Raw genomic sequence first — 21,738 nt, forward strand, 5'->3', positions numbered from 1 at the left:
ATCCCCACTGACCAGCGCGTTGTTTCGGCTGTCCCCGCTACCCACCGCGGACGTGTTCACTCTGTCCGGCCCGGAGGGGCACCATGCGGCGACGGTGCGCCGGCTGCGCCCCGGCGAGCCAGTGGACGTCACCGACGGTCGCGGGGCGGTGTTGGAATGCGCCGTCGTCGCCGTCCGGCGCGACGAGATCGACTGCGCGGTGCGCCGGCGGGTCGGCGCGACGGCGCCGCATCCGCGTCTCGTCGTCGTGCAGGCGCTGGCCAAGGGCGACCGCGGCGAGCGGGCGGTGGAGATGCTGACCGAGGTCGGCGTCGACGAGATCGTGCCGTGGTCGGCGGCGCGTTCGGTGGTCCGCTGGGAGGGCGAGCGCGGCGGGCGGGCCCGGGAACGCTGGGTCCGGGCCGCGGCGGAGGCGTCGAAGCAGTCCCACCGCCTGCACTGGCCGGTGGTCGGCGACCTCGTCGGGACGGCGGAGCTGACCCGGCGGGTGGCGTCGGCCGCCCTCGCCGTGGTGCTGCACGAGCAGGCCGGCGACCCGCTGGTGGGCCTGGCCCGCCGCCGCGCCGCGACCCTCGACGGGGCGGCGGAGATCCTGCTGGTCGTCGGGCCCGAGGGGGGCATCGCCGACGCCGAGGTGGACGCGCTGCGTCAGGCCGGCGCCGCGGTCGCACGCCTGGGTCCGACCGTGCTGCGCACCTCCACCGCCGGCGTGGTCGCGTCCTCGGTCGTCCTTGCGGATCTCGGCCGCTGGGACGCTCGGCGTGATGATGGATAGACTGGCGGGGTAGCGCCTGCGGCTGACGTTCGGTGGGCGGCTCCTGCCCCGGCAGGGCGCTGACCCGAATGCCCGTCCTCCACGCGCCGCACCACCCACCACGGTCATCGATCCTGAGAGGTGCCGCGGCCGTAGCTGGTCGCTCTCTATGCCCGAATCCGTCACGCCACCTGTCGCGTCAACCGCCCCGGCCACGACGCGCATCGTCGTCCCCGGCCCGCACAGCATGGTGAGCCTGCTGGGCCACCAGGACGAGTTGCTGCGCACCGTCGAGCGGGCCTTCTCCTCGGACATCCACGTGCGCGGCAACGAGATCACCATCACCGGCCCGCCGGCGGAGAACGAGTTGGCCGCGAAGCTGTTCGCGGAGCTCATCGCCCTGCTCGACGCGGGTACCGAGCTCAGCCCGCAGCACGTCGACCATTCGCTGGCGATGCTGCGCTCCGGTTCGGAGGAGCGGCCCGCCGAGGTCCTCACCCTCAACATCCTGTCGAACCGAGGCCGGACGATCCGACCCAAGACGCTCAACCAGAAGCGTTACGTGGACGCGATCGACCAGCACACGATCGTGTTCGGGATNGGGCCCGCCGGTACCGGCAAGACGTACCTGGCGATGGCGAAGGCGGTTCAGGCCCTGCAGGCCAAGAAGGTCAACCGGATCATCCTGACCCGGCCGGCGGTCGAGGCGGGGGAGCGGCTCGGCTTCCTGCCGGGCACTCTGTACGAGAAGATCGATCCGTACCTGCGTCCGCTCTACGACGCGCTGCACGACATGATCGACCCGGACTCGATCCCGCGGCTGATGCAGGCCGGGACGATCGAGGTCGCCCCACTGGCCTACATGCGCGGCCGAACCCTGAACGACGCCTTCATCATCCTCGACGAGGCGCAGAACACCTCGCCCGAGCAGATGAAGATGTTCCTCACCCGGCTCGGCTTCGGAGCCAAGATCGTGGTGACGGGTGACGTCACCCAGGTCGACCTGCCCAGCGGCACCCGCAGCGGGCTGCGGGTCGTTCGGGAGATCCTCGACGGCGTCGAGGACGTGCACTTCGCGTCCCTGACCAGCTCCGACGTCGTTCGCCACCGGCTGGTGAGCGAGATCGTCGACGCGTACGCCCGCTGGGACGCCGCCGGGGACCATGCGGGTGCCGCGGCCGCGGCACCCGCCCGGCCGGGCCGCCGCGAGCGCCGGTGACCGTGCCGGAGCTCGGAGAGGACTGCTGATGGCCGTGTTCGTCGCCAACGAGTCGGGCGCGAACGACGTGGACGAGGTCCGGCTCACGGCGCTCGCCCGCTTCGTGCTCGACGCGATGAAGGTGAACCCGCTCGCGGAGCTGTCGGTGATGCTGGTCGAGGAGAAGGCCATGGCCGACCTGCACGTGCGGTACATGGGCGAGGAGGGCCCGACCGACGTGCTCTCCTTCGCGCAGGACGACGCGTTTGACGCCTCCTGGTCGGAGTCGGTCGACGACGACCCCACAACGCTGCTCGGCGATGTCGTGCTCTGCCCCGACGTCGCGCGCCGCCAGGCGGAGCAGGCGGGGCACTCCTACGAGCGCGAACTGCACCTGCTGTGCACCCACGGCATCCTGCACCTGCTCGGGTACGACCACGCCGAGCCGGACGAGGAACGCGAGATGTGGAAGATCCAGAACAAGCTGCTGGCGTCCTGGGACGTCGCGGTGAAGACCGCCGGCGGGAAGCGTCCCGCCGGCGGTGCGGACGGTGCGGACGGAGCTGGAGAGCCCGGCCCCACCGCCGCGCGCTGACCCCGGCCGGGGGGAGCCCATGAGCTCCGGCGATCTTCTGCTTGTCTTCATCACGGTGGTCGCGTCCCTCGCCGCCGCGGGTCTCGGCTGCGTGGACGCGGCCCTGACCCGGGTGTCGCGGGTGTCGGTCGAGAACTTCGCGCGCCAGGGACGCGCGGGCGCGGCGAACCTCGCGACCGTCGTCGCCGACCCCGGTCGCTACCTCGCGTTGCTGCTGCTCCTGCGGGTGGTCGGCGAGATGCTCGCCGCCGCCTGCCTGACGATCCTGTTCGCGCACGCCTACGGGACGGGCTTCGCCGCGATCGGGCTGGGCACCCTGGTGGCCACCCTGATCGCCTACATCCTCGTCGGGGTGATGTTCCGGACGCTCGGCCGCCAGCACGCGCCGGCGGTCGCGCTCGCCACCGCGGGGCTCACCGTCCGCCTCGCCCGGATCTTCGGGCCGCTGCCTCGGTTGCTCATCGCGCTGGGCAACGCCGTCACCCCGGGACCCGGGTTCCGGGACGGGCCCTTCGCCTCCGAGGCGGAGCTGCGTGATCTGGTCGATCTCGCCGAGGAGACCGAGGTCATCGAGCGCGAGGAACGCGACATGATCGCGTCGGTGTTCGAGCTGGGGGACACCCTCGTCCGGGAGGTGATGGTGCCGCGGCCGGACATGGTGTTCATCGAGTCGACGAAGACCGTCCGCCAGGCTCTCGCGCTCGCCCTGCGCAGCGGCTTCTCCCGGATCCCGGTGATCGGCGAGAGCGTCGACGACGTCGTGGGGATCGCCTTCCTCAAGGACATGGTCCGCCGCGAGCGCGAGGGCGACGAGGACGGCCCCGTCGCCGAGATCATGCGCGCGCCCGTGCTCGTGCCGGAGAGCAAGCCCGCCGACGACCTGCTGCGGGAGATGCAGGCCTCGCGGACCCACATGGCGATCGTCATCGACGAGTACGGTGGGACCGCCGGGCTCGTGACCATCGAGGACATTCTCGAGGAGATCGTCGGCGAGATCACCGACGAGTATGACAGCGAGGTGGCACCGGTGGAGTGGCTCGATCCCGACACGGCTCGGGTCACCGCTCGGCTCGACGTGGACGACCTCGCCAAACTCTTCGACTTCGACGTCGAGGCGCTGCCCGGCGCGGACGACTCGGTGACCGTCGGCGGCCTGCTGGCCACGGCCCTGGGCCGGGTGCCCATCCCGGGCGCCACCGTGACGGTCGGCGGCCTGCGGCTGTCCGCGGAGCGGGCAGCCGGCCGGCGCAACCAGATCGGCACGATCGTCGTCAGCCGCCCGCCGCGCCCGCCGGCCGACGCCGACGACCCGGCCCCGGGCGGCGCAGACGGCGGTGAGCCGGCCGGGCGCTCACCCCAGCACGGAAAGGTGATCTCGTGACCGCTGACCCGACCCCGCAGGCGACGGAGTCCGCCGCGGCGGCCCTCGACCTGGCCGCGGAGGACGCGAAGCTGCTCGTCCTGGCCCGCTCGGCGCGGCTGCGCGCCTACGTGCCCGACGGCCGGGCCGCCGAGGGCGCGGCCCTGCGCGACACCGACGGCCGCACCTACGCCGCCGCCACCGTCGGGCTGAGCCGGCCGGAGCTGGCGATCTCGGCGCTGCGGGCGGCCGTGGCCGCGGCGGTCTCCAGCGGGGCGCGCCGCTTCGAGGCTGCGGCCGTCGTCACGGAGGGTGATGTGATTACGAGGGATGATCTTGCCGCTCTCGCCGAGTTCGGCGCCGGCGTCCCCGTCTTCCTCGGCGGCACCGACGGCGTGGCTCGCAGCAGGACGACCAGCTAGCGTGCCGACTCCGAGTCCCGCCCCCGGCGGCACGACCCCGCTGGAGTTCCGGTCCGGGTTCGCCTGCCTCGTCGGCCGGCCCAACGCCGGCAAGTCGACGCTGACGAACGCCCTCGTCGGTACCAAGGTCGCCATCACCAGCGGTCGGCCGCAGACGACCCGGCACGCCATCCGGGGCATCGTGCACCGCGCCGACGCCCAGCTCGTCCTCGTCGACACGCCCGGGCTGCACCGGCCGCGCACGCTGCTCGGGCAGCGCCTCAACGACGTCGTGCGCGCCACCCTGTCCGAGGTCGACGTCGTCGGGTTCTGCATGCCCGCCGACGAACCCGTGGGACGGGGCGACCGCTTCATCGCCGAGGAGCTGTCCCGCCTGCCCAAACGGACCCCGGTGGTGGCCATCCTGACCAAGACCGACAAGGTCGCCGACGCCGACCGGATCGGCGCGCGGCTGCTCGACGTGGCCGGCCTCGGCGAGTTCAGCGACATCGTCCCGGTCAGCGCGATCCGCTCCTACCAGGTGGACGTGCTCGCCGACGTGCTGGCCGCCCGGCTGCCGACGGGCCCGGCGCTCTACCCCGGTGGCGAGCTGACCGACGAGCCCGAACAGGTCATGGTCGCCGAGCTGGTCCGGGAGGCGGCGCTGGAGGGGGTCCGCGACGAGCTGCCGCATTCGCTGGCGGTGGTCGTCGAGGAGATGATCCCCCGGGAGGGTCGATCGCCCCAGAACCCGCTGCTGGACGTGCGGGTCAACGTCTTCGTCGAGCGGCCCAGCCAGAAGGCGATCGTCATCGGCTCCGGCGGCTCCCGGCTCAAGGCGGTCGGCACCCGGGCCCGCGGGCAGATCGAGGCGCTGCTCGGGACGCCGGTCTTTCTGGACCTGCACGTCAAAGTCGCGAAGGACTGGCAGCGAGACCCCCGCCAGCTACGCCGCCTGGGCTTCTGACCCCGCGGCCGGGACGGGGTCCCACCGGTGACCGCTGACCGGTCAGCGGCCACCGGCGCAGCGGTCACCGGGGCCACCGGGGCCATCGGGGCCACCGACGCGGGCGTGGAAGCGCCACGGTCGGGGGGTCGGATCCGTCGTTGACGACCGCACCGTCGACGATCTCCAGGATCGGTGGCATGGCCCGCCGCGGCCGCCGCTGCGCTGCCTTGCCGGAGTCCACGGTCGCGGGGGCGGGGGATCCGTCAGCCGGCGTCCCGGCGTCACCGCAACCGGCGCGCTGGGACACCGTGGCGTCGCTGGCCGTACCGTGCTGGTCGGTGGCCGTGGCCTGCTCGGACATCCTGGCCTGTTCGGTGGTCACGGTCTCGTCGGTCGTGGTGTTCTGGTCGGTAGCCGTGGTGTTCTGGTCGATGGCCGTGTTCTGGTCGATGGTCGTGTTCTGGTCGGGGCGGGCGGCCTCGGCGGACGCCGGGGGCTCGCCGAACGTCCCGTCCCCGGGGGATGTCGAGGCCCGGCCGGATGACACGGCCGGCTTGGCTGCGCCGGCATCGCCGGATGCCGCGGTCTGGTCGGTCGCCGCGGTCTGGTCGGTCGCCGAGGTCTCGTCGGCGGCCGGTGCCGCAGCAGAGCCGGTTGCCGCCTCGGACCGCGCGGGCGGGACGGCGGTGGCAGTGGCCGGGTCGTCGGCAAGGGTCAGCGGTGGTGCGTCGTCGGTGAGCGCGGCGATCAGCAGCGCCTGACGGTTGGCGAGGATGAAGGCCTTGGCCTCCGGGGGTTGCAAGGCGTAGCGACTGAGCTTCTTGCCGCGCAGGTCGATCCGTTCGACGTCGTAGCGGCCCTTGGCGGGGTTCGTGAACTCCTCGCCGGTGCGCTTGCTCAGGTCCATGGAGACCAGGCGGCAGACGAAGAAGTGCGACACCGCGATCCCGTCGCCGCGCGGCGGGCTGGTGAGGAACACCTGTTGGACGCGGTCAACCGTGGCGCCGAGCTCCTCGGCGAGTTCGCGGTGCAGGGCCGCCTCCACCGAGCCGTCCTCGCGGTCCACCCCGCCGCCGGGGGTGGACCAGTAGGGCTTGCGCTTCGGCAGTGTCCGCCGGAAGAGCACCAGTCGGCCGTTGCCATCGATGAGGATCGCTCGCGCCGTCCGCCGTACCACCCGCACCGAGCCATCATCCGCAACCTGCGGCGTCCCGTGCAGGGGGAGTCCGGCTTCCACCGGCGAAAGTGTCCATTTGTGTTCTTTCGTATACGAGAGGTTGCGAAACGGGGCTGGTTCGTCGCGGCCATCTGCCGGATGACCTCGCCTTACCGCGCCGACCCGGGGTCGTGCAACCATGGGCGGGTGCCGGTGTATCGCGACGAAGGGGTCGTCCTGCGAACGACCCCTCTCGCCGAGGCTGACCGCATCATCACCGTGCTCACTCGGCGCAACGGTCGGGTCCGGGCAGTCGCCAAGGGTGTGCGCAAGACGTCCTCGCGGTTCGGCTCCCGGCTGGAGCCGGGCACCTACGTCGACCTGATGCTGCACTCCGGCCGGTCGTTGGACACCGTCACCCAGGCCGACATCATCTCCCCCTACGGGACGACGATCGCGCTCGACTACGCCCGGCACACCGCCGCGGCCGTGATGCTCGAGACCGCCGAGCGGTTGACCAGCGAGGAGCGTCAGCCCGCGCTGCGGTTGTTTCTGCTGCTCGTCGGCGGTCTGCGCACGCTCGCCGCGGGGAAGCGGCCGGCCCCGCTCGTGCTGGACGCGTTTCTGCTCCGATCGCTGGCGGTGTCCGGATACGGCATGGCCCTGGACGACTGTGCCCGGTGCGGAGAGCCGGGCCAGCACCTGTCGCTGTCCGTTGCCGGCGGCGGCGTAGTGTGCCCGCAATGTCGTCCGCACGGCGCGGCGTCGGTCTCGGCGGGTGCGGTACGGCTCCTCACCGACCTGTTGCGCGGCGACTGGGACGGCGCGCTGGCCAGCGAAGCCCGCGCCCGGCGGGAGGCCGGCGGCATCGTCGCCGCCTATCTCCAGTGGCATCTCGAACGGGGGCTGCGCGCGCTGCCGCACCTGGAACGGGCATGAGTGGCCGTGAGCGGGCCGGCACTGGACCCGCTGTTCGACGACCGCGCCGGGGTGGCGTCGCATCGATCGGTCCTTGGGCCGCGGGACGCGTTGGTCGGGAGGAGCGCGCTGCTCGGGAGGAGCGCGCTGGTCGGGAGGAGCGCGCTGGTCGGGGACGCGCTGGGAGGGGATGAGGACGGACATGGTGAGGTGGACAGCGGCGGTGGGGGCTCCCGGCGCGATCCGGCGTCGGCAGGGGGACGGTGCGGCGATGGCAGATACCGGTACGACGGATGACGGCTCGGCGCTGCCCCGGCCGGTTCTGGGGAGGTAGGCAGTGACTTTGCGCAATGACGTGGGGACGCGGTTCCGTGATCCGCACCCCCATCCCTCGGGGGCCCGGCCCCCGGCGCTGCCGCGCAGCCTGGTTCCGCGGCACGTGGGCATCGTCATGGACGGCAACGGCCGCTGGGCCAAGCGGCGCGGGCTCGCCCGGACGAAGGGGCACGAGGCCGGGGAGGACGCGCTGTTCGACTGCGTCGAGGGGGCGATCGAGCTCGGCGTGCGATGGCTGTCGGTGTACGCCTTCTCGACGGAGAACTGGAAGCGTTCGCCGGACGAGGTGGCGTTCCTGATGCGCTTCACCGACAGGGTGTTCGGCCGACGGATCGCGGACATGGATGCGCTCGGGGTGCGGGTGCGGTGGGCGGGGCGACGGCCCCGGCTCTGGGGGAACGTGATCCGGCGTCTGGAGTCCTCGGAGGAGCGAACCCGCGACAACGACCGGCTCACGCTGGTGATGTGCGTGAACTACGGCGGCCGGGCCGAGATCGCGGACGCCGCTGCGGCGATCGCCCGGGACGTGCGCGATGGGCGGCTGCGGGCCGACCGGATCGACGAGGCCACGGTGAGCCGCTACCTCGACGAGCCCGACATGCCCGACCTCGACCTGGTCATCCGGACGTCCGGCGAGCAGCGGCTGAGCAACTTCCTGCTCTGGCAGGCGGCGTACGCCGAGTTCTCGTTCGTCGAAACGCTCTGGCCCGACTTCGACCGCCGCGACCTGTGGCAGGCATGTGAGGAGTACGCCCGCCGCGACCGGCGCTACGGCGGGATCGTCGCGCATCGTGCCTGACCATCCGGCCGAAGCCGAAGCCGAAGCCGAAGCCGAAGCCGAAGCCGGAGCCGAAGCGCCCGGGCCCCCGGATGCGGCCCCGTCCGGCTTGGCGGCGGGCGGCGGGCTCGAGTCCGGGTGGCCCGGCGCCGGTGCGGGCTGGGCGGCGGCGGGTTCCGGCGCGCCGGTGGTCGCCGAGATCCGCTTCGCGGTGCCGGCGGCGGCCGCGGCCGGCTTTCCCACGGCGGCGCGGGCCGCGCTCGACGCGCTTGCCCGGGCTGCCGGTTTCCGGTCCGGCCGGCTTGCCCGAGCGCTCGACGAGCCGGAGTCCTGGCTGCTGACCAGCGAGTGGGACGGCCCCGGCCCGTGGCGCCGGGCCCTGTCCGCGTTCGAGGTGCGCTATGCCCTCACGCCGCTGCTCGTCCATGCCGTCGACGTGCCCGGAGCCTTCGAGGTGCTCGCCGCCGTGGACCCACCCGTGGCGCGGGATGCCGGCGGCGACCGGCTCGACGTCGATCCCGCCGAGGCGGCCGGCGGAGACGTCGCTCGCCTCGCCCGGACCTACTGCTCGGACCGCGCCGCGGACGCGGACACCGCCGCGCCCGGCCCGTCCTGATCTGCCCGCGCCCGTTCTGTTCCGTGGCGCCCGCCTGCCGGCGCGACTCCGGCCGCGTCTGGCCTGGCGGCGGATTGTCGGTGCCGACCGGTAGCCTCGAGTCAGCATCACCGACCCATGGATCTCCGCGTTCCGACGCATCGTGATGTCGGATCTCGGGGAGATCGGACCCAGGGCGACCGGGCCGGCCAGATCTTCGGGACTCCCATCCACGATCGTCGGAGGGTTCGTCCGGTAGGTCGCCGCGCGCGGCCGGGGCCGGACCGTGGATGGGGCGCCCCGCCCCGCTCGTGACCGTGACAGCGAAAAGCCGAGGCTCACCCGATGTTGACCATGCAGGACGCGTTGCTGGCGCTGACCCGCTACTGGACCGACCGCGGTTGCATGATCATGCAGCCGTTCAACACCGAGGTCGGCGCCGGTACGCTCAACCCGGCGACGGTGCTGCGGGTACTCGGTCCGGAGCCGTGGCGGGTGGCCTACGTGGAGCCGTCGGTCCGTCCCGACGACTCCCGCTACGGCCAGAACCCCAACCGGCTGCAGACGCACACCCAGTTCCAGGTGATCCTCAAGCCCGATCCGGGCAACGCCCAGGAGCTCTACCTCGGCAGCCTGGCGGCGATCGGGGTCGACACCGCCGCCCACGACGTGCGCTTCGTCGAGGACAACTGGGCCTCGCCCGCGCTCGGCGCCTGGGGGCTCGGCTGGGAGGTATGGCTCGACGGGCTGGAGATCACCCAGTTCACCTATTTCCAGCAGGCCGGCGGCCAGACGCTCGACACGATCAGCGTCGAGATCACCTACGGCATGGAACGCATCCTCATGGCGCTGCAGGGGGTCCGCCACTTCAGCGAGCTCGCCTACGCGCCGGGCATCTCCTACGGCGAGGTGTTCGGCCAGGCCGAGTACGAGATGTCGCGGTACTACCTCGACGACGCCGACATCGACACCGTGCGCCGCCTCTACGCCGACTACGCCGCCGAGGCCCGGCGGCTCGTCGACGCCCGCCTGCCCGTTCCGGCGCACTCCTACGTCCTGAAGTGCTCGCACGCGTTCAACATCCTCGACTCGCGCGGAGCCGTGTCGACCACCGAGCGGGCGACCTCCTTCGCCCAGATGCGCGGGCTGTCCCGCGAGGTCGCCGCCCTGTGGCGGGACCGCCGCGAGGAGCTCGGCCACCCGCTCGGCGTGGCGAGCCCGCCCCCGGCGGCCGTGCCGGTCGCCGTGTCCACCCCGGTGCGCGAGCCGGCGACCCTGCTGTTCGAGATCGGCACGGAGGAGCTGCCCGCGGCCGAGGTGACCCGCACGGTGGCGGTGGTGCGCGCCGGCCTGCTCGACCGGCTGGCCGCCACCCGGCTCACCCACGGCGAGATCCGCGTGCAGGGCACTCCCCGCCGGATCGTCGCGATCGTCGAGGACGTGGCCCCGCGCGAACCGGACGTCGAGCGGGTGGTGCGCGGCCCGCGGGTCGCGGCCGCCTACGACAGCGCCGGTGCGCCGACGAAGGCCGCGGTCGGTTTCGCCCGCGGGCAGGGCGCGGACCCGGCGGATCTCCAGATCGTCACCCACCGCGACGTCGAGCATGTCGCCCTGGTCCGCACCGAGGCCGGCCGGGACGCCACCGACGTGCTGGCCGACGTCCTCGGCGAGCTCGTCGCCGGGCTGCGCGCGGAGCGCAACATGCGCTGGAACGACCCGGAGCTGTCCTTCAGCCGCCCGGTGCGCTGGCTGGTCGCCCTGTTCGGGGAGACGGTGGTGCCGGTCGCGGTGTCCACCCTCGCCGCCGGGCGGACCACCCTGGGCCACCGGCGGGCGGGATCGCCGCCGATCGAGGTGGCCAGCGCCGACGGCTACCCGGAGCTGCTCGCCGCCCGCTCGATCCTGCTCGACCCGGCGGTGCGTCGCGACCTCGTCGTGGAGGAGGCCGCCAAGCTCACCGCGGACACCGGCGGCCACATCGATCCCGATGCCGACGCCGACACCCTGGCCGAGGTGACGAACCTCGTCGAGTTCCCGCGGCCGCTGCTGGGCGCCTTCGAGGCGCGGTTCCTGGAGCTGCCCGCGGAGATCCTCACCACCGTCATGCGCAAGCACCAGCGGTACCTGCCCGTGCGTGACGCCGCGGGGCGGCTGCTGCCGGCCTTCATCGCCGTCGCCGACGGGCAGATCGACGACGCGCTCGTGCGCGCCGGCAACGAGGACGTCATCCGGGCCCGGTTCACCGACGCCGCCTTCTTCTACGACGCCGACGTCAAGGTGCCGTTGGAGACCTTCCGCGCCGGGCTCGCGAAGCTCACCTTCGAACAGCGGCTCGGTTCGGTCGCCGACCGGGCGGACCGGATCGGGACGCTGGCCCGCGCGCTCGGCGACGAGATCGGCCTCGGCGCCGACGACCGGGCGACCCTGGATCGGGCGGCCACGCTCGCCAAGTTCGACCTGGCGACCCAGATGGTGGTCGAGCTGTCCAGCCTCGCCGGCACGATGGCCCGGGAATACGCCCGTCGGGCCGGTGAGCCCGAGGCCGTCGCCACCGCGCTCTACGAGATGGAGCTGCCGCGCCGGGCGGGCGACGACCTGCCCGCCACCGTCTCCGGATCGCTGCTCGCCCTCGCCGACCGGCTCGACCTGCTCGTCGGGCTGTTCGCTCTGGACGCCGCGCCGACCGGCAGCTCCGACCCGTTCGGGCTGCGCCGGGCTGCGCTGGGTGCCGCCGCGATCCTCGGTAGCCGGCCCGAGCTCGCCGGCCTTGCCGTCGCCGACGTCCTCGCCCGGGCCGCCCGGCTCACCCCCGTGCCGGTGTCCGGGCAGGCGCTCGCCGCGGCCGAGGCGTTCCTCCGCGGCCGCTACACCCAGCAGCTCCTCGACAGCGGGGTCGACCACCGCCTGGTCGGCGCGGTCGCCCCGCTCACCGGCACCCCGGCGCGCGCGGCGACCACCCTGGCGACGCTGCGCGGGCTGATCGCGGTGCCCATCGGGGCGGCGCTGGCCAATGCCGGCGAACCGGCCACCGCCACGACGACGCCTGCGACGACGACGCCTGCGACGACGGCCGATCCGGCCGTGTTCGCCGCCCTGGCGGCTGCGCTGCAGCGGGTGCGCCGCATCGTTCCGGCTGACGCCCCCGCCGTCCTCGACGGCGAGCGGCTCACCGAGCCGGCCGCCGCCCGGCTTCTGACCGTGGTCACCGCACTGACGGAGCGCCTCGGCGCGCGAGCAGGTTCGCCCGCTCCGGCCGTGGCCGACGGTCCGGTCGTGGCAAACGTTCCGGCCGGCTCGAGGGCGTCGGCGTACCCGGCGTTCGTCCCGCTCGGCGAGCTCGTCGCTGCGGCGGGGGAGCTGCCGGCCGCGATCGACGGGTTCTTCGACGCGCTGATGGTGATGGACCCCGATCCGGCGGTCCGGGCGGCTCGGCTCGGACTGCTCGCCCGGATCCGGGATCTCACCGCGGGAACCCTGGACTGGGAGGCGCTCGGCTCGCTGCCCGCCGGGCACTGACCTCGGCGCCGAGGACCGGACCGGCGCTGCTCGGGCCGGGTGACCGGCCGGTCCGGCGGGCACGGTCCGGCCGCCGTCCGGTCACCCGCGAAAGAACCAGGACAAACGGGCGCATAGGCCGCGCTGTGTCGGATAGCCCGCCACGGGGGGCTACTGTTCCATCGCGTGGGTCTGTCCCGTCCTAGCCTCGCCGTCCATCCGTTCCGCGCGACCTGGTACCAGGTGCCCTGGTGGCGGTGGGCGATCCGGGCTGTGGCCGCGGTCGTCGCCGCCGTCGTGATCCTCACCGTGGTCACGTTCGTTCAGGTGTGGTGGGTGGGCCGGGAGGATCACCGGCCCGCCTCCGACACCCTGGTCGTCCTCGGAGCCTCGCAGTACGACGGGCGTCCCTCGGCGGTCTTCGCCGCCCGCCTCGACCACGCGCTGGAGCTCTACCGGCAGGGCGTCGCACCCAACGTGATCACGATCGGTGGCAAGCAGCCCGGCGATCGCTACACCGAGGCCGAGGCCGGCGCCGCGTACCTGCGCCGCCGGGGAGTTCCGGCCGATCGGGTGATCGTCGTCCCGGAGGGCTCGGACACCCTCGGCTCGCTGACCGCGGTCGCGGGGGTCATGAACACCCGGCACTGGCGGTCGACGGTCCTGGTCACCGATCCCCCGCACAGCCTGCGGTCCCGGACGATGGCGCGCGACCTCGGGCTGGACGCGACCACGTCGCCGGTGACCCGCGGCCCGGCCGTCCACGGCTTCGACACCAAGGCCCGCTACATCATTCGCGAGGGCATCGGCTACCGCTGGTATCAGCTCTTCCACCGGGCCTCGCCGCCCTCGGCGACCACGCGGGCGGTCTGAGCCCGGGCCGCGACGGCCCGCCGCCGCGGTGGGCAGGGGCGGCCGGGGTGCGCAGGGGCGGCCGGGGTGCGCAGCGGCAGCCGGGGTGCGCAGGGGCCGCAGGGGCGGCCGGGGCGGCAGGGTGCTCCCCGAGACCGCTCCCGCGCGGCCGTCGCGAGAGTTGTCGATTCGGGCGCGGACAGGCCCGCCTCCGGCACCGACCGGCTCGGCACCTTCCGGCGCGTGGGCGGCCGCCGGCGCGGTGGCCTCGCGCGGGCGGGCGGCGGTGGGCAGCGGCGGGACGGCCAGGGGCGCGCGGCAGCTGGCCGGGCCAAATCGGACGATTCACCGATGTGACCTACCCGCAGCGCGTTCGACCCTCTTCGGTGGTCACCCGCGCTGGTACGGTTCGGATCGCCGGGTGAGAGGGTAGTGCGACAAGCGGCAGTGACGCAAGGCGGCGGAGGCGGCCACCCGACGCGTGCGACAACACCCCGGAAATCACCTTCCGCGAGTGTAACGACTTCCTAAGGAGACTGGTGTGGCAACTCCCGTATCCGAGAGTGCGGTCGGGACGGCCGATCTGGAGACAGTCCGGGAACTCGCGCAGCAGCTGCGGGTCGACTCGGTGCGCAGCAGCACCTCGGCCGGCTCCGGGCACCCCACCTCTTCCATGTCCGCCGCGGACGTGCTGGCCGCCCTCGTGGCCCGGCACCTGCGCTATGACTGGGACAACCCCGAGGACCCGGCGAACGACCACCTCATCTTCTCCAAGGGCCACGCCTCCCCGCTGATCTACTCGATCTTCAAGGCGGTCGGGGTCGTCAGCGACGAGGAGCTCATCAACGGCTACCGCCGCTTCGGCGAGCGGCTGCAGGGCCACCCCACCCCGATCCTGCCCTGGGTCGACGTCGCCACCGGTTCGCTCGGGCAGGGCCTGCCCGACGGCGTGGGGGTGGCGCTCGCCGGGAAGTACCTGGACAAGGTGCCCTACCGCGTCTGGGTGATCTGCGGTGACAGCGAGATGGCGGAGGGGTCGGTCTGGGAGGCGCTGGACAAGGCCTCCTACTACAACCTGTCGAACCTGATCGCGATCGTCGACGTCAACCGGCTCGGCCAGCGTGGCCCCACCGAGCTCGGCTGGGATCTCGACACCTACGCCAGGCGGGTCGAGTCGTTCGGCGCGCGGGCGGTCGTCGTCGACGGCCACGACATCGCCGCGATCGACGAGGCGCTCGCCGGGGCCGAGGACGCGACCCGGCCGACCGTCATCCTCGCCCGCACCCACAAGGGCGCCGGCTTCTCGGAGACGTCGGACAAGGAAGGCTGGCACGGCAAGCCCTTCCCGGCGGACATGGCCGAGCGCGCCATCGCCGAGCTCGGCGGCGAGCGCAACCTGCGCATCCGCGGCCCGGTGCCGGGGCCGGACTTCCCGCGCCCGGAGCCGATCAGCCGGCCGGCGATCACCCTGCCCAGCTACGAGCTCGGGGCCAAGGTCGCGACCCGTCGGGCCTACGGGCAGGCGCTGGCCGCTCTCGGGGCGCGTACCGACGTCGTCGCCCTCGACGCCGAGGTGAGCAACTCGACCTACTCCGAGGACTTCGCCAAGGCGTACCCGGACCGGTTCTTCGAGATCTTCATCGCCGAGCAGCAGCTCGTCGCGGCGGCGGTCGGCCTGTCGGTGCGCGGCTACGTGCCGTTCGCCTCCACCTTCGCCGCCTTCTTCTCCCGCGCCTACGACTTCATCCGGATGGCGGCGATCTCCCAGGCCGACATCCGGCTGTCCGGCAGCCACGCCGGGGTGGAGATCGGCGCGGACGGTCCGTCGCAGATGGCGCTGGAGGACCTGGCGATGATGCGGGCCGTCGGCGGGTCGACGGTGCTCTACCCGAGCGACGCGACGTCCGCCGCCAAGCTCGTCGCGGCGATGGCCGACCTGTCCGGGGTGAGCTACCTGCGTACCACCCGGGGCGCCTACCCGGTGCTCTACGGCCCGGACGAGCCGTTCGCCCCCGGGGGCTCCAAGGTGCTGCGCCGTTCGGACGGCGACACCGTCACGCTCATCGGTGCCGGTGTCACCCTGCACGAGGCCCTGGCCGCCGCCGACACGCTCGCCGCGGAGGGAGTCGCCGCCCGGGTGATCGACCTGTACTCGGTCAAGCCGGTCGACGCCGCGACCCTGCTCGACGCCGCCCGGGCCACCGGCGGGCGCATCGTCGTCGCTGAGGACCACTACCCGGAGGGCGGCCTGGCCAGCGCCGTGCTCGGGGCGCTGGACGACAGCGGGCTGCCGCTGTCCGTCCGGCACCTCGCGGTGCGCTCGCTGCCCGGTTCCGGCACGCCCGAGGAGCTGCTCGACGCCGCCGGCATCTCGGCGAAGCACATCGTCGAGGCGGCCCGAGACCTGCTGCGCTGACGGCCTCCCCGGCGGCGCGCGGCGCCGCCGGGGAGGACCGCCGAAAGTGCGAGACGGCAGCGGGGCCGGGAGGACGACGTCCTCCCGGCCCCGCTGCCATCGTTACGCCCGTGGCCGCGCCACCAGGGCTCGGCGCCGTCACACGCCCGGCAGTCCCGGCTACGCGGCCACCCCCGCGTCGTCCCCCGCGGGTGAGATCCGTGCCGCCGGCGTCAGTCGTCGCCGGCCGGCGACGGCGCCCCACCGAAGGTCATGTCGACCAGGGTGAGGTAGAGCCGGTCCGGTCGCGGCAGGAACTGGATCTTGGATAGTGCCTGGTCCTGACCAGCGGACTCGACCACGAACTCGCCGTAACCGAGCAGCCGGCCTAGCGGATCCCGGTTGTAGGTCAGATCGGTGATCTTGGACAGTGGCATCGTCTGGACCTTGCGGAAGAAGATCCCCGACACCTTCAGCAGCCGCTTGTCGGTGATCATCAGATGATCGAACTGCCAGTCGGCGACCTTCCAGAGCATCCGCAAGATCATAAAGAGCGCGAAGTACCACAACAGTGTGGTGATGAAGCCCGCGTCGACGTCCTGCGCGGCGAACAGGATGTTCGCCACCAGGGCGAGCAGCACCGCACCCAGGGTCTGGAGGAAGACGGGGAGCAGGACGGCCCAGTGCAGCCGCACCATCATCACCAGGCGTTCCTGCGACGCCAGGTACTTGGTGTCGCGCTGGGCCGGATCCGGGAGCTGAAGTCTCACCACGTCCGCAGTGTCCCAGACATCAGGGCCGCCTGGGCGGGCATTACAGAGCGGTGTCGGTGACGAACGTGGACACCCCGTCGGCCCATGACTGCAACCATCCGAACACGCGGTCGATGATGCTGGCCGCACTGTTCGGTGCGGTCACCACGAAGAAGATAACGAACGCGATCGCGCCATACTTGATGATCTTGTCCACGGCGGGCCTCCGGGCCGATTGGGAAGGGTGCGCACAAAGTATCGTCGCTGCGATCGGCCGAGGTCCCCGAATCGCGCCGATACGCTCAACCTCGTGGTCGGTGAGTGGTATGACGCTTCGGATACGGTCCGTCGGGTCTCGGAACGCCCGAAGGCTACACCGCAGCCGCGGCCCCCGTTCGCCCGGGACCGGGCGCGGGTGCTGCACTCCAGCGCGCTGCGCCGGCTGGCGGGAAAGACGCAGGTCGTAGGCCCGCTCGACGACGATTTCCCGCGTACTCGGCTCACCCACTCGCTCGAGACCGCCCAGGTGGGGCGGGAACTCGCGGCGGAGCTGGGAGCCGATGCGGACCTCGTCGATGCGGCGTGCCTCGCACACGACCTCGGACATCCCCCTTTCGGGCACAACGGTGAGCTGGCGCTGGACGAGGCGGCGGCGGCCTGCGGCGGGTTCGAGGGCAATGCGCAGAGCCTGCGGGAGCTGACGAGACTGGAGGTCAAGATCGTTGATGACGAGGGGCGCAGTGCGGGGCTGAACCTGACGCGCGCGAGCCTGGACGCCGCGACCAAGTACCCGTGGGCGCGCCAGGACGCCCCGCCGGAGCACGCCGGCAAGTTCGGCGCGTACGACGACGACCTGCCCGTGCTGGAGTGGGTGCGCGCGGGCGCCCCGCCGGGGCGGCGGTGCTTCGAGACCCAGATCATGGACTGGGCCGACGATGTCGCCTACTCGGTCCACGATCTCGAGGACGGGGTCGTCGGCGGCCACATCGAGCTCGCCGCGCTCGACGATCCGGGGCACCGCGAGGAGCTGGCGGTCGCCACCGCGCAGCGCTATCCGGGCGCCTCGGCGGCGGCGGTGTCGGCGGCTCTGGACACGCTGCGTGCCCAACCCTGGTGGATCCGTTCGGAGATCACGTCGGCCCGCGGTCAGGCGGCGCTGCGGGCGATGACGAGCGAGCTGATCGCGCGGTTCTCCCGGGCGGCGGTGCGGGCCACGCGGGAACGCCATCCCGAGGGTCCGCTGTGGCGCTACGGCGCGGACCTGGCGGTGGATTCCGCCACGGTGGCGGAATGCGCCGCCCTCAAGGGGGTCACCGCGTGGTACGTCATGGAGCGGCCGGGCGCGCGGACCCGGCAGGCCCGGCAGCGGGAGGTCGTCGCCGAACTCGTGGAGCTGTTGCTGCGCGGTGCGCCGCGATCACTGGACCCGTCGTTGCGCGCCCGTTTCGAGGCGGCCCCGGACGACGCCGCCCGGCTGCGGGTGGTCGTCGACCAGGTGGCCCGGCTGACCGACGCGAGCGCCGAGCGGCGCCACGCCGCGCTGCGCGGGCAGCCGGTGCACCGTGTGCTCTGAGCGGCCCGATCGCCGGTCGGCGCCCGCCCGCGGCGGCTGCGGGTGGCGCCGTGTCGGCCGGCGCGCGGCGCGGGGCGGTGCGGGGTCCCCCACGCGGGTGATCATCGCACCCCCGGCGGAGGGAACGAACCCGTCCCCACCCGGGGTAGGGGCGTCTCCCCCGTCGGAGGGAGGGTTGCCGCGGCCGGCCGCGAGTCCGCTCTTCCGGCCCGGGATGCAGGTGGCGGCCATTGTCCTCAACATTCCCGTGGCATGATCGGTACTGTCGTGCTTACGACACGTACCATCGCACCGGTAGGACCGATGTGAGCGGCGTCGCGGCCGCCTTCACCGCCGACATCGGCCGGGGGCACGGCGACGGTGCCGTGATGATCGGCTACGCGGGAACGGGATGGCGCACTACTGGCGGGCGTTCTGCCCCGGGCGAGGTACCTCTCGCCCGACACGGACGAGGGGAGGGACGGGTGGCCGGACGAATCCGTGACGCCGACGTCGCCCTGGTCCGGGAGCGCTCGCCGATCGCGGACGTCGTCTCCGAACACGTCCAGTTGCGCCCGGCGGGGCGCAACGAGCTGGTCGGGCTGTGCCCGTTCCACGAGGAGAAGTCACCCTCCTTCTACGTCAACGTGGCCACCGGCCTGTTCCACTGCTTCGGCTGCCAGCAGGGCGGCGACGTCTACTCCTTCGTCCGCGAGATCGACGGGCTGAGTTTCCGGGAGGCCGCCGAGCGGCTGGCCCGGCGCGCCGGGGTCACGCTGACCTTCGAGGGCGGTGGCACCACCGACCGGACCGTGTCCAGCCAGCGCCAGCGGTTGCTGGAGGCGCACCGGATCGCGGCCGAGTTCTACGCCGAGCAGCTCGGCGGTCACCCCTCGGCCCGCGCCGGCTGGGACTTCCTCACCGCCCGGGGCTTCGATCTCACAGCGGCGCAGCGCTTCGGCGTCGGCTACGCCCCGACCGGCTGGGACACGCTCACCCGCCACCTGCTGTCGCGCCGCTTCACCGGCGAGGAGCTCGTGCTCGGGGGGCTGTCCAAACAGGGAGCCCGCGGGGGCCTGATCGATCGGTTCCACCACCGGCTCATGTGGCCGATCCGCGACCTCGCCGGTGAGGTGGTCGGCTTCGGCGGGCGCCGCCTCGCCGAGGACGGTTCGCCGAACGCCGGTCCGAAGTACCTCAACACGCCCGAGACACCGCTGTTCAAGAAGGCGAGCCTGCTCTACGGGGCGGAGCTGGCCCGCCGCGACATCGCCCGGCGATACCAGGTCGTGGTGGTCGAAGGCTACACCGACGTGATGGCCTGTCACCTCGCCGGGGTCACCACGGCTGTGGCGACCTGTGGCACCGCCTTCGGCCCGGAACACGTCGGGGTCGTGCGCCGGCTGCTCATGGACTCCGACGAGCGCCGCGGCGAGGTGATCTTCACCTTCGACGGTGACGCCGCCGGTCAGAAGGCGGCCCTGCGGGCGTTCGAGCACGAGGAGCGCTTTGCCACCCAGACGTTCGTCGCGGTGGAACCCGCCGGGCTCGACCCATGCGAGCTGTGGATGCGCGGCGGTGACGCCGCCGTGCGCGAGCTGGTCGCCCGCCGCGTCCCGCTGGTGGAGTTCGCGATCCGCGGGGTGCTCGCCCGCTACGACCTCGATACCACCGAGGGACGCCTCGCCGCCCTGGACGCCGCGGCCCCGCTGATCAACCGGATCAAGGACGCCGGTCTGCGCCACCGCCACGCGGTGAACCTGGACCGCTGGCTGGGCTTCCTCGACGAGCGGTTCGTGGCGCGCCGGGTCGCCGAGCACCGGGAGCAGCAGACGGGCGGCCGGTCCGCCGCCGTCGCGTCGGCGGTGGGCCGCCGGGAGCCCGCCGCGACCGACCCGGTCGTCATCGTGGAGCGTGAGGCGCTCAAACTCGCGGTCCAGTTTCCGGGACTTGCAGGGCCGATGTTCGACACGCTGGCCCCGGAGATGTTCACTGTTCCCGCGCACCGTGCCGTCCGTGAGCTCATCGCGGGTCTCGGTGGGGTGGACGGGGGGCTGGCGAGGACCGGCGACGTCGCCGCGTGGGCGACGGAGCTGTCCGCGGCGGCGACGGAGGAGGGGCTGCGACGTTTCGTCACCGCCCTCGCCGTGGAAAGGGTGCTCTGCGACCACGATGTGGATGATCGTTATGTCGACGAACAGATGTCACGCGTACAGGAGTTGCATGTGACACGTCGGATCACCGACCTGAAGTCGCGAGTGCAGCGGCTTAACCCGGTGGCCGACGCCGAGGCCTTCAACCGTGCCTACGGTGAGCTGATCGCTTTGGAACAGCACAAGCATCAACTCCGGGAGCGGGGCGTAGGTGCCGCGTAACCTGGGTCGATCCCGAGAAGGAAGTGACGAGATTCCGCCCATGAGTCCTACCGTCCTACCCCGCGAAGCCCAGGTGGACGAGGTCAAGGACCTCATCACCCGGGGCAAGGAGATCGGTTTCCTCACCACCGAGGACGTCACGGTCGCCATCCAGGCTGCGGAGCTGCCCCCGGAGCAGGCCGAGACGGTGCTGCAGGTGCTCAACGACGAGGGCATCGAGGTACTCGAGGCGGGGGGNGAGAACCCCGACGAGGCCGATCTGCTCGCCCGCCGGCGCCGCGAGGAGGAGGAGCTCGCGCTCAAGGCGCCGACCTCCGACCCGGTGCGCATGTACCTCAAGGAGATCGGCAAGGTCCCGCTGCTCACCGCCGAGGAGGAGGTCGACCTCGCCAAGCGGATCGAGGCCGGGCTGTTCGCCTCCGAGAAGCTCGCGGTGGCGACGAAGAAGACCTCCCCGCAGATGCGGCGGGATCTCGAGGCCATCGAGCGCGACGGGCAGATCGCCAAGCGCAAGCTGGTCGAGGCGAACCTGCGCCTCGTCGTCTCGATCGCCAAGCGCTATGTCGGTCGCGGCATGCTGTTCCTGGACCTCATCCAGGAGGGCAACCTCGGCCTGATCCGCGCGGTCGAGAAGTTCGACTACACCAAGGGCTACAAGTTCTCGACCTACGCCACCTGGTGGATCCGGCAGGCGATCACCCGTGCCATCGCCGACCAGGCGCGCACGATCCGCATCCCGGTACACATGGTCGAGACCATCAACAAGCTGATCCGCATCCAGCGGCAGCTCCTTCAGGACCTCGGCCGCGAGCCGAGCCCGGAGGAGATCGCCAAGGAGATGGACCTCACCCCGGACAAGGTCCGGGAGATTCTCAAGGTCTCCCAGGAGCCGGTCTCGCTGGAGACGCCCATCGGTGAGGAGGAGGACTCCCACCTCGGCGACTTCATCGAGGACTGCGACGCCGTCGTCCCGGTCGACGCGGCGAGCTTCATCCTCCTGCAGGAGCAGCTCGACTCGGTCCTACACACCCTCTCCGACCGGGAGAAGAAGGTCATCCAGCTCCGCTTCGGGCTCACCGACGGCCATCCCCGCACGCTGGAGGAGGTCGGGCGCGAGTTCGGCGTCACCCGCGAGCGCATCCGGCAGATCGAGTCCAAGACGCTGTCGAAGCTTCGCCACCCGTCGCGTTCGCAGAAGCTGCGCGACTACCTGGAGTAGACGCGCCTGAGTGGTTACTCGGGTCGTTGACCATGAGTGGCGACAATATTACTCTTGG

The 21,738-nt window shown here is 72.5% G+C and carries 18 protein-coding genes and 2 pseudogenes; 17 read left to right on the forward strand and 3 right to left on the reverse strand.

What is annotated here, in order from left to right; genetic code table 11:
• Positions 1 to 19 precede the first annotated feature (19 nt).
• The 7 genes and pseudogenes from FF36_RS01010 to era all read left to right on the forward strand — a co-directional run bounded on the left by FF36_RS01010 (position 20) and on the right by era (position 5,275).
• A complete protein-coding gene (locus FF36_RS01010) occupies positions 20 to 775 on the forward strand; it encodes a 16S rRNA (uracil(1498)-N(3))-methyltransferase (protein ID WP_242422212.1) in 756 nt (251 codons plus the stop codon).
• Between the two features lie 148 nt (positions 776 to 923).
• Positions 924 to 1,354, forward strand: a 431-nt coding sequence (locus tag FF36_RS36705; protein WP_479686763.1) for a PhoH family protein, incomplete at its 3' end; no start/stop codon positions are given.
• Position 1,355: 1 nt separating this feature from the next.
• Positions 1,356 to 1,973: pseudogene (locus FF36_RS36710) on the forward strand (PhoH family protein); the annotation flags it as partial.
• 28 nt (positions 1,974 to 2,001) lie between these two features.
• Positions 2,002 to 2,547, forward strand: a complete 546-nt coding sequence (gene ybeY, locus FF36_RS01020) for an rRNA maturation RNase YbeY (protein ID WP_044883065.1) — start codon at positions 2,002 to 2,004, stop codon at positions 2,545 to 2,547.
• A 19-nt stretch (positions 2,548 to 2,566) separates the two neighbouring features.
• Complete coding sequence (locus FF36_RS01025; protein ID WP_044883066.1) at positions 2,567 to 3,928, forward strand: hemolysin family protein; 1,362 nt, start codon at positions 2,567 to 2,569, stop codon at positions 3,926 to 3,928.
• Complete coding sequence (locus FF36_RS01030; protein ID WP_044883002.1) at positions 3,925 to 4,329, forward strand: hypothetical protein; 405 nt, start codon at positions 3,925 to 3,927, stop codon at positions 4,327 to 4,329. The genes FF36_RS01025 and FF36_RS01030 overlap by 4 nt, the downstream gene beginning before the upstream one ends.
• 1 nt (position 4,330) lies before the next feature.
• A complete protein-coding gene (era, locus tag FF36_RS01035; RefSeq protein WP_199865294.1) occupies positions 4,331 to 5,275 on the forward strand; it encodes a GTPase Era in 945 nt (314 codons plus the stop codon).
• Between the two features lie 64 nt (positions 5,276 to 5,339).
• Here era and FF36_RS01040 read toward each other — a convergent pair whose 3' ends face one another.
• The gene (locus FF36_RS01040; RefSeq protein ID WP_044883003.1) at positions 5,340 to 6,440 is read right to left on the reverse strand and encodes an NUDIX domain-containing protein; all 1,101 of its coding nucleotides are present in this window, start codon (positions 6,438 to 6,440) and stop codon (positions 5,340 to 5,342) included.
• Positions 6,441 to 6,626: 186 nt separating this feature from the next.
• Between FF36_RS01040 and recO the strand changes: the two genes are divergently transcribed.
• From recO to FF36_RS01075, 6 genes are all read left to right on the forward strand, one after another.
• Positions 6,627 to 7,352, forward strand: coding sequence for a DNA repair protein RecO (recO, locus tag FF36_RS01045; RefSeq protein ID WP_044883068.1), 726 nt, complete (start codon positions 6,627 to 6,629; stop codon positions 7,350 to 7,352).
• 316 nt (positions 7,353 to 7,668) lie between these two features.
• The gene (locus FF36_RS01055; protein WP_044883005.1) at positions 7,669 to 8,466 is read left to right on the forward strand and encodes an isoprenyl transferase; all 798 of its coding nucleotides are present in this window, start codon (positions 7,669 to 7,671) and stop codon (positions 8,464 to 8,466) included.
• Positions 8,459 to 9,061, forward strand: a complete 603-nt coding sequence (locus tag FF36_RS01060; RefSeq protein WP_052680876.1) for an antibiotic biosynthesis monooxygenase — start codon at positions 8,459 to 8,461, stop codon at positions 9,059 to 9,061. Before FF36_RS01055 ends, FF36_RS01060 begins: the two co-directional genes overlap by 8 nt.
• Before the next feature lie 324 nt (positions 9,062 to 9,385).
• Positions 9,386 to 12,556 (forward strand): glycine--tRNA ligase, encoded by a 3,171-nt coding sequence (locus FF36_RS01065; RefSeq protein WP_044883006.1) that lies wholly within the window; start codon positions 9,386 to 9,388, stop codon positions 12,554 to 12,556.
• A 165-nt stretch (positions 12,557 to 12,721) separates the two neighbouring features.
• Positions 12,722 to 13,408: a YdcF family protein gene (locus tag FF36_RS01070; RefSeq protein WP_044883007.1), complete on the forward strand. Its 687-nt coding sequence runs from the start codon at positions 12,722 to 12,724 to the stop codon at positions 13,406 to 13,408.
• 520 nt (positions 13,409 to 13,928) lie between these two features.
• Entirely contained in the window at positions 13,929 to 15,803 is a 1,875-nt protein-coding gene (locus FF36_RS01075) for a transketolase (protein ID WP_044883008.1), read from the forward strand.
• 212 nt (positions 15,804 to 16,015) lie between these two features.
• On the opposite strand, the gene FF36_RS01080 is transcribed toward FF36_RS01075, so the two are convergent.
• Together FF36_RS01080 and FF36_RS35810 are read right to left on the reverse strand one after the other, a co-directional pair.
• On the reverse strand, positions 16,016 to 16,555 hold the full coding sequence (locus tag FF36_RS01080) for a PH domain-containing protein (protein ID WP_009739724.1): 540 nt from the start codon (positions 16,553 to 16,555) through the stop codon (positions 16,016 to 16,018).
• A 40-nt stretch (positions 16,556 to 16,595) separates the two neighbouring features.
• Complete coding sequence (locus FF36_RS35810; RefSeq protein ID WP_173402683.1) at positions 16,596 to 16,751, reverse strand: hypothetical protein; 156 nt, start codon at positions 16,749 to 16,751, stop codon at positions 16,596 to 16,598.
• A 93-nt stretch (positions 16,752 to 16,844) separates the two neighbouring features.
• On the opposite strand from FF36_RS35810, the gene FF36_RS01085 reads away from it, so the two are divergent.
• From FF36_RS01085 to FF36_RS01095, 4 genes and pseudogenes are all read left to right on the forward strand, one after another.
• Entirely contained in the window at positions 16,845 to 18,107 is a 1,263-nt protein-coding gene (locus tag FF36_RS01085) for a deoxyguanosinetriphosphate triphosphohydrolase (protein ID WP_044883009.1), read from the forward strand.
• 464 nt (positions 18,108 to 18,571) lie between these two features.
• Positions 18,572 to 20,461 carry a DNA primase gene (dnaG, locus tag FF36_RS01090; protein WP_044883010.1) on the forward strand — a complete coding sequence of 630 codons (1,890 nt, stop codon included), beginning with the start codon at positions 18,572 to 18,574 and terminating at the stop codon, positions 20,459 to 20,461.
• Between the two features lie 40 nt (positions 20,462 to 20,501).
• Positions 20,502 to 20,698 (forward strand): RNA polymerase sigma factor region1.1 domain-containing protein (locus tag FF36_RS36715; RefSeq protein ID WP_242422213.1); only part of this gene is annotated, 197 nt, incomplete at its 3' end.
• 1 nt (position 20,699) lies between these two features.
• Positions 20,700 to 21,680: pseudogene (locus tag FF36_RS01095) on the forward strand (RNA polymerase sigma factor); the annotation flags it as partial.
• Between the last annotated feature and the right edge of the window lie 58 nt (positions 21,681 to 21,738).

Origin of the sequence: Frankia torreyi, from assembly GCF_000948395.1 — a bacterium.
Lineage (GTDB): Bacteria > Actinomycetota > Actinomycetes > Frankiales > Frankiaceae > Frankia > Frankia torreyi.

Bases quoted from the DNA above. Each gene is read 5' to 3' on its own strand.
- ybeY (WP_044883065.1), top strand. From the start codon at position 2,002: ATGGCCGTGTTCGTCGCCAACGAGTCGGGCGCGAACGACGTGGACGAG.
- FF36_RS01025 (WP_044883066.1), top strand. From the start codon at position 2,567: ATGAGCTCCGGCGATCTTCTGCTTGTCTTCATCACGGTGGTCGCGTCC.
- FF36_RS01065 (WP_044883006.1), top strand. From the start codon at position 9,386: ATGTTGACCATGCAGGACGCGTTGCTGGCGCTGACCCGCTACTGGACC.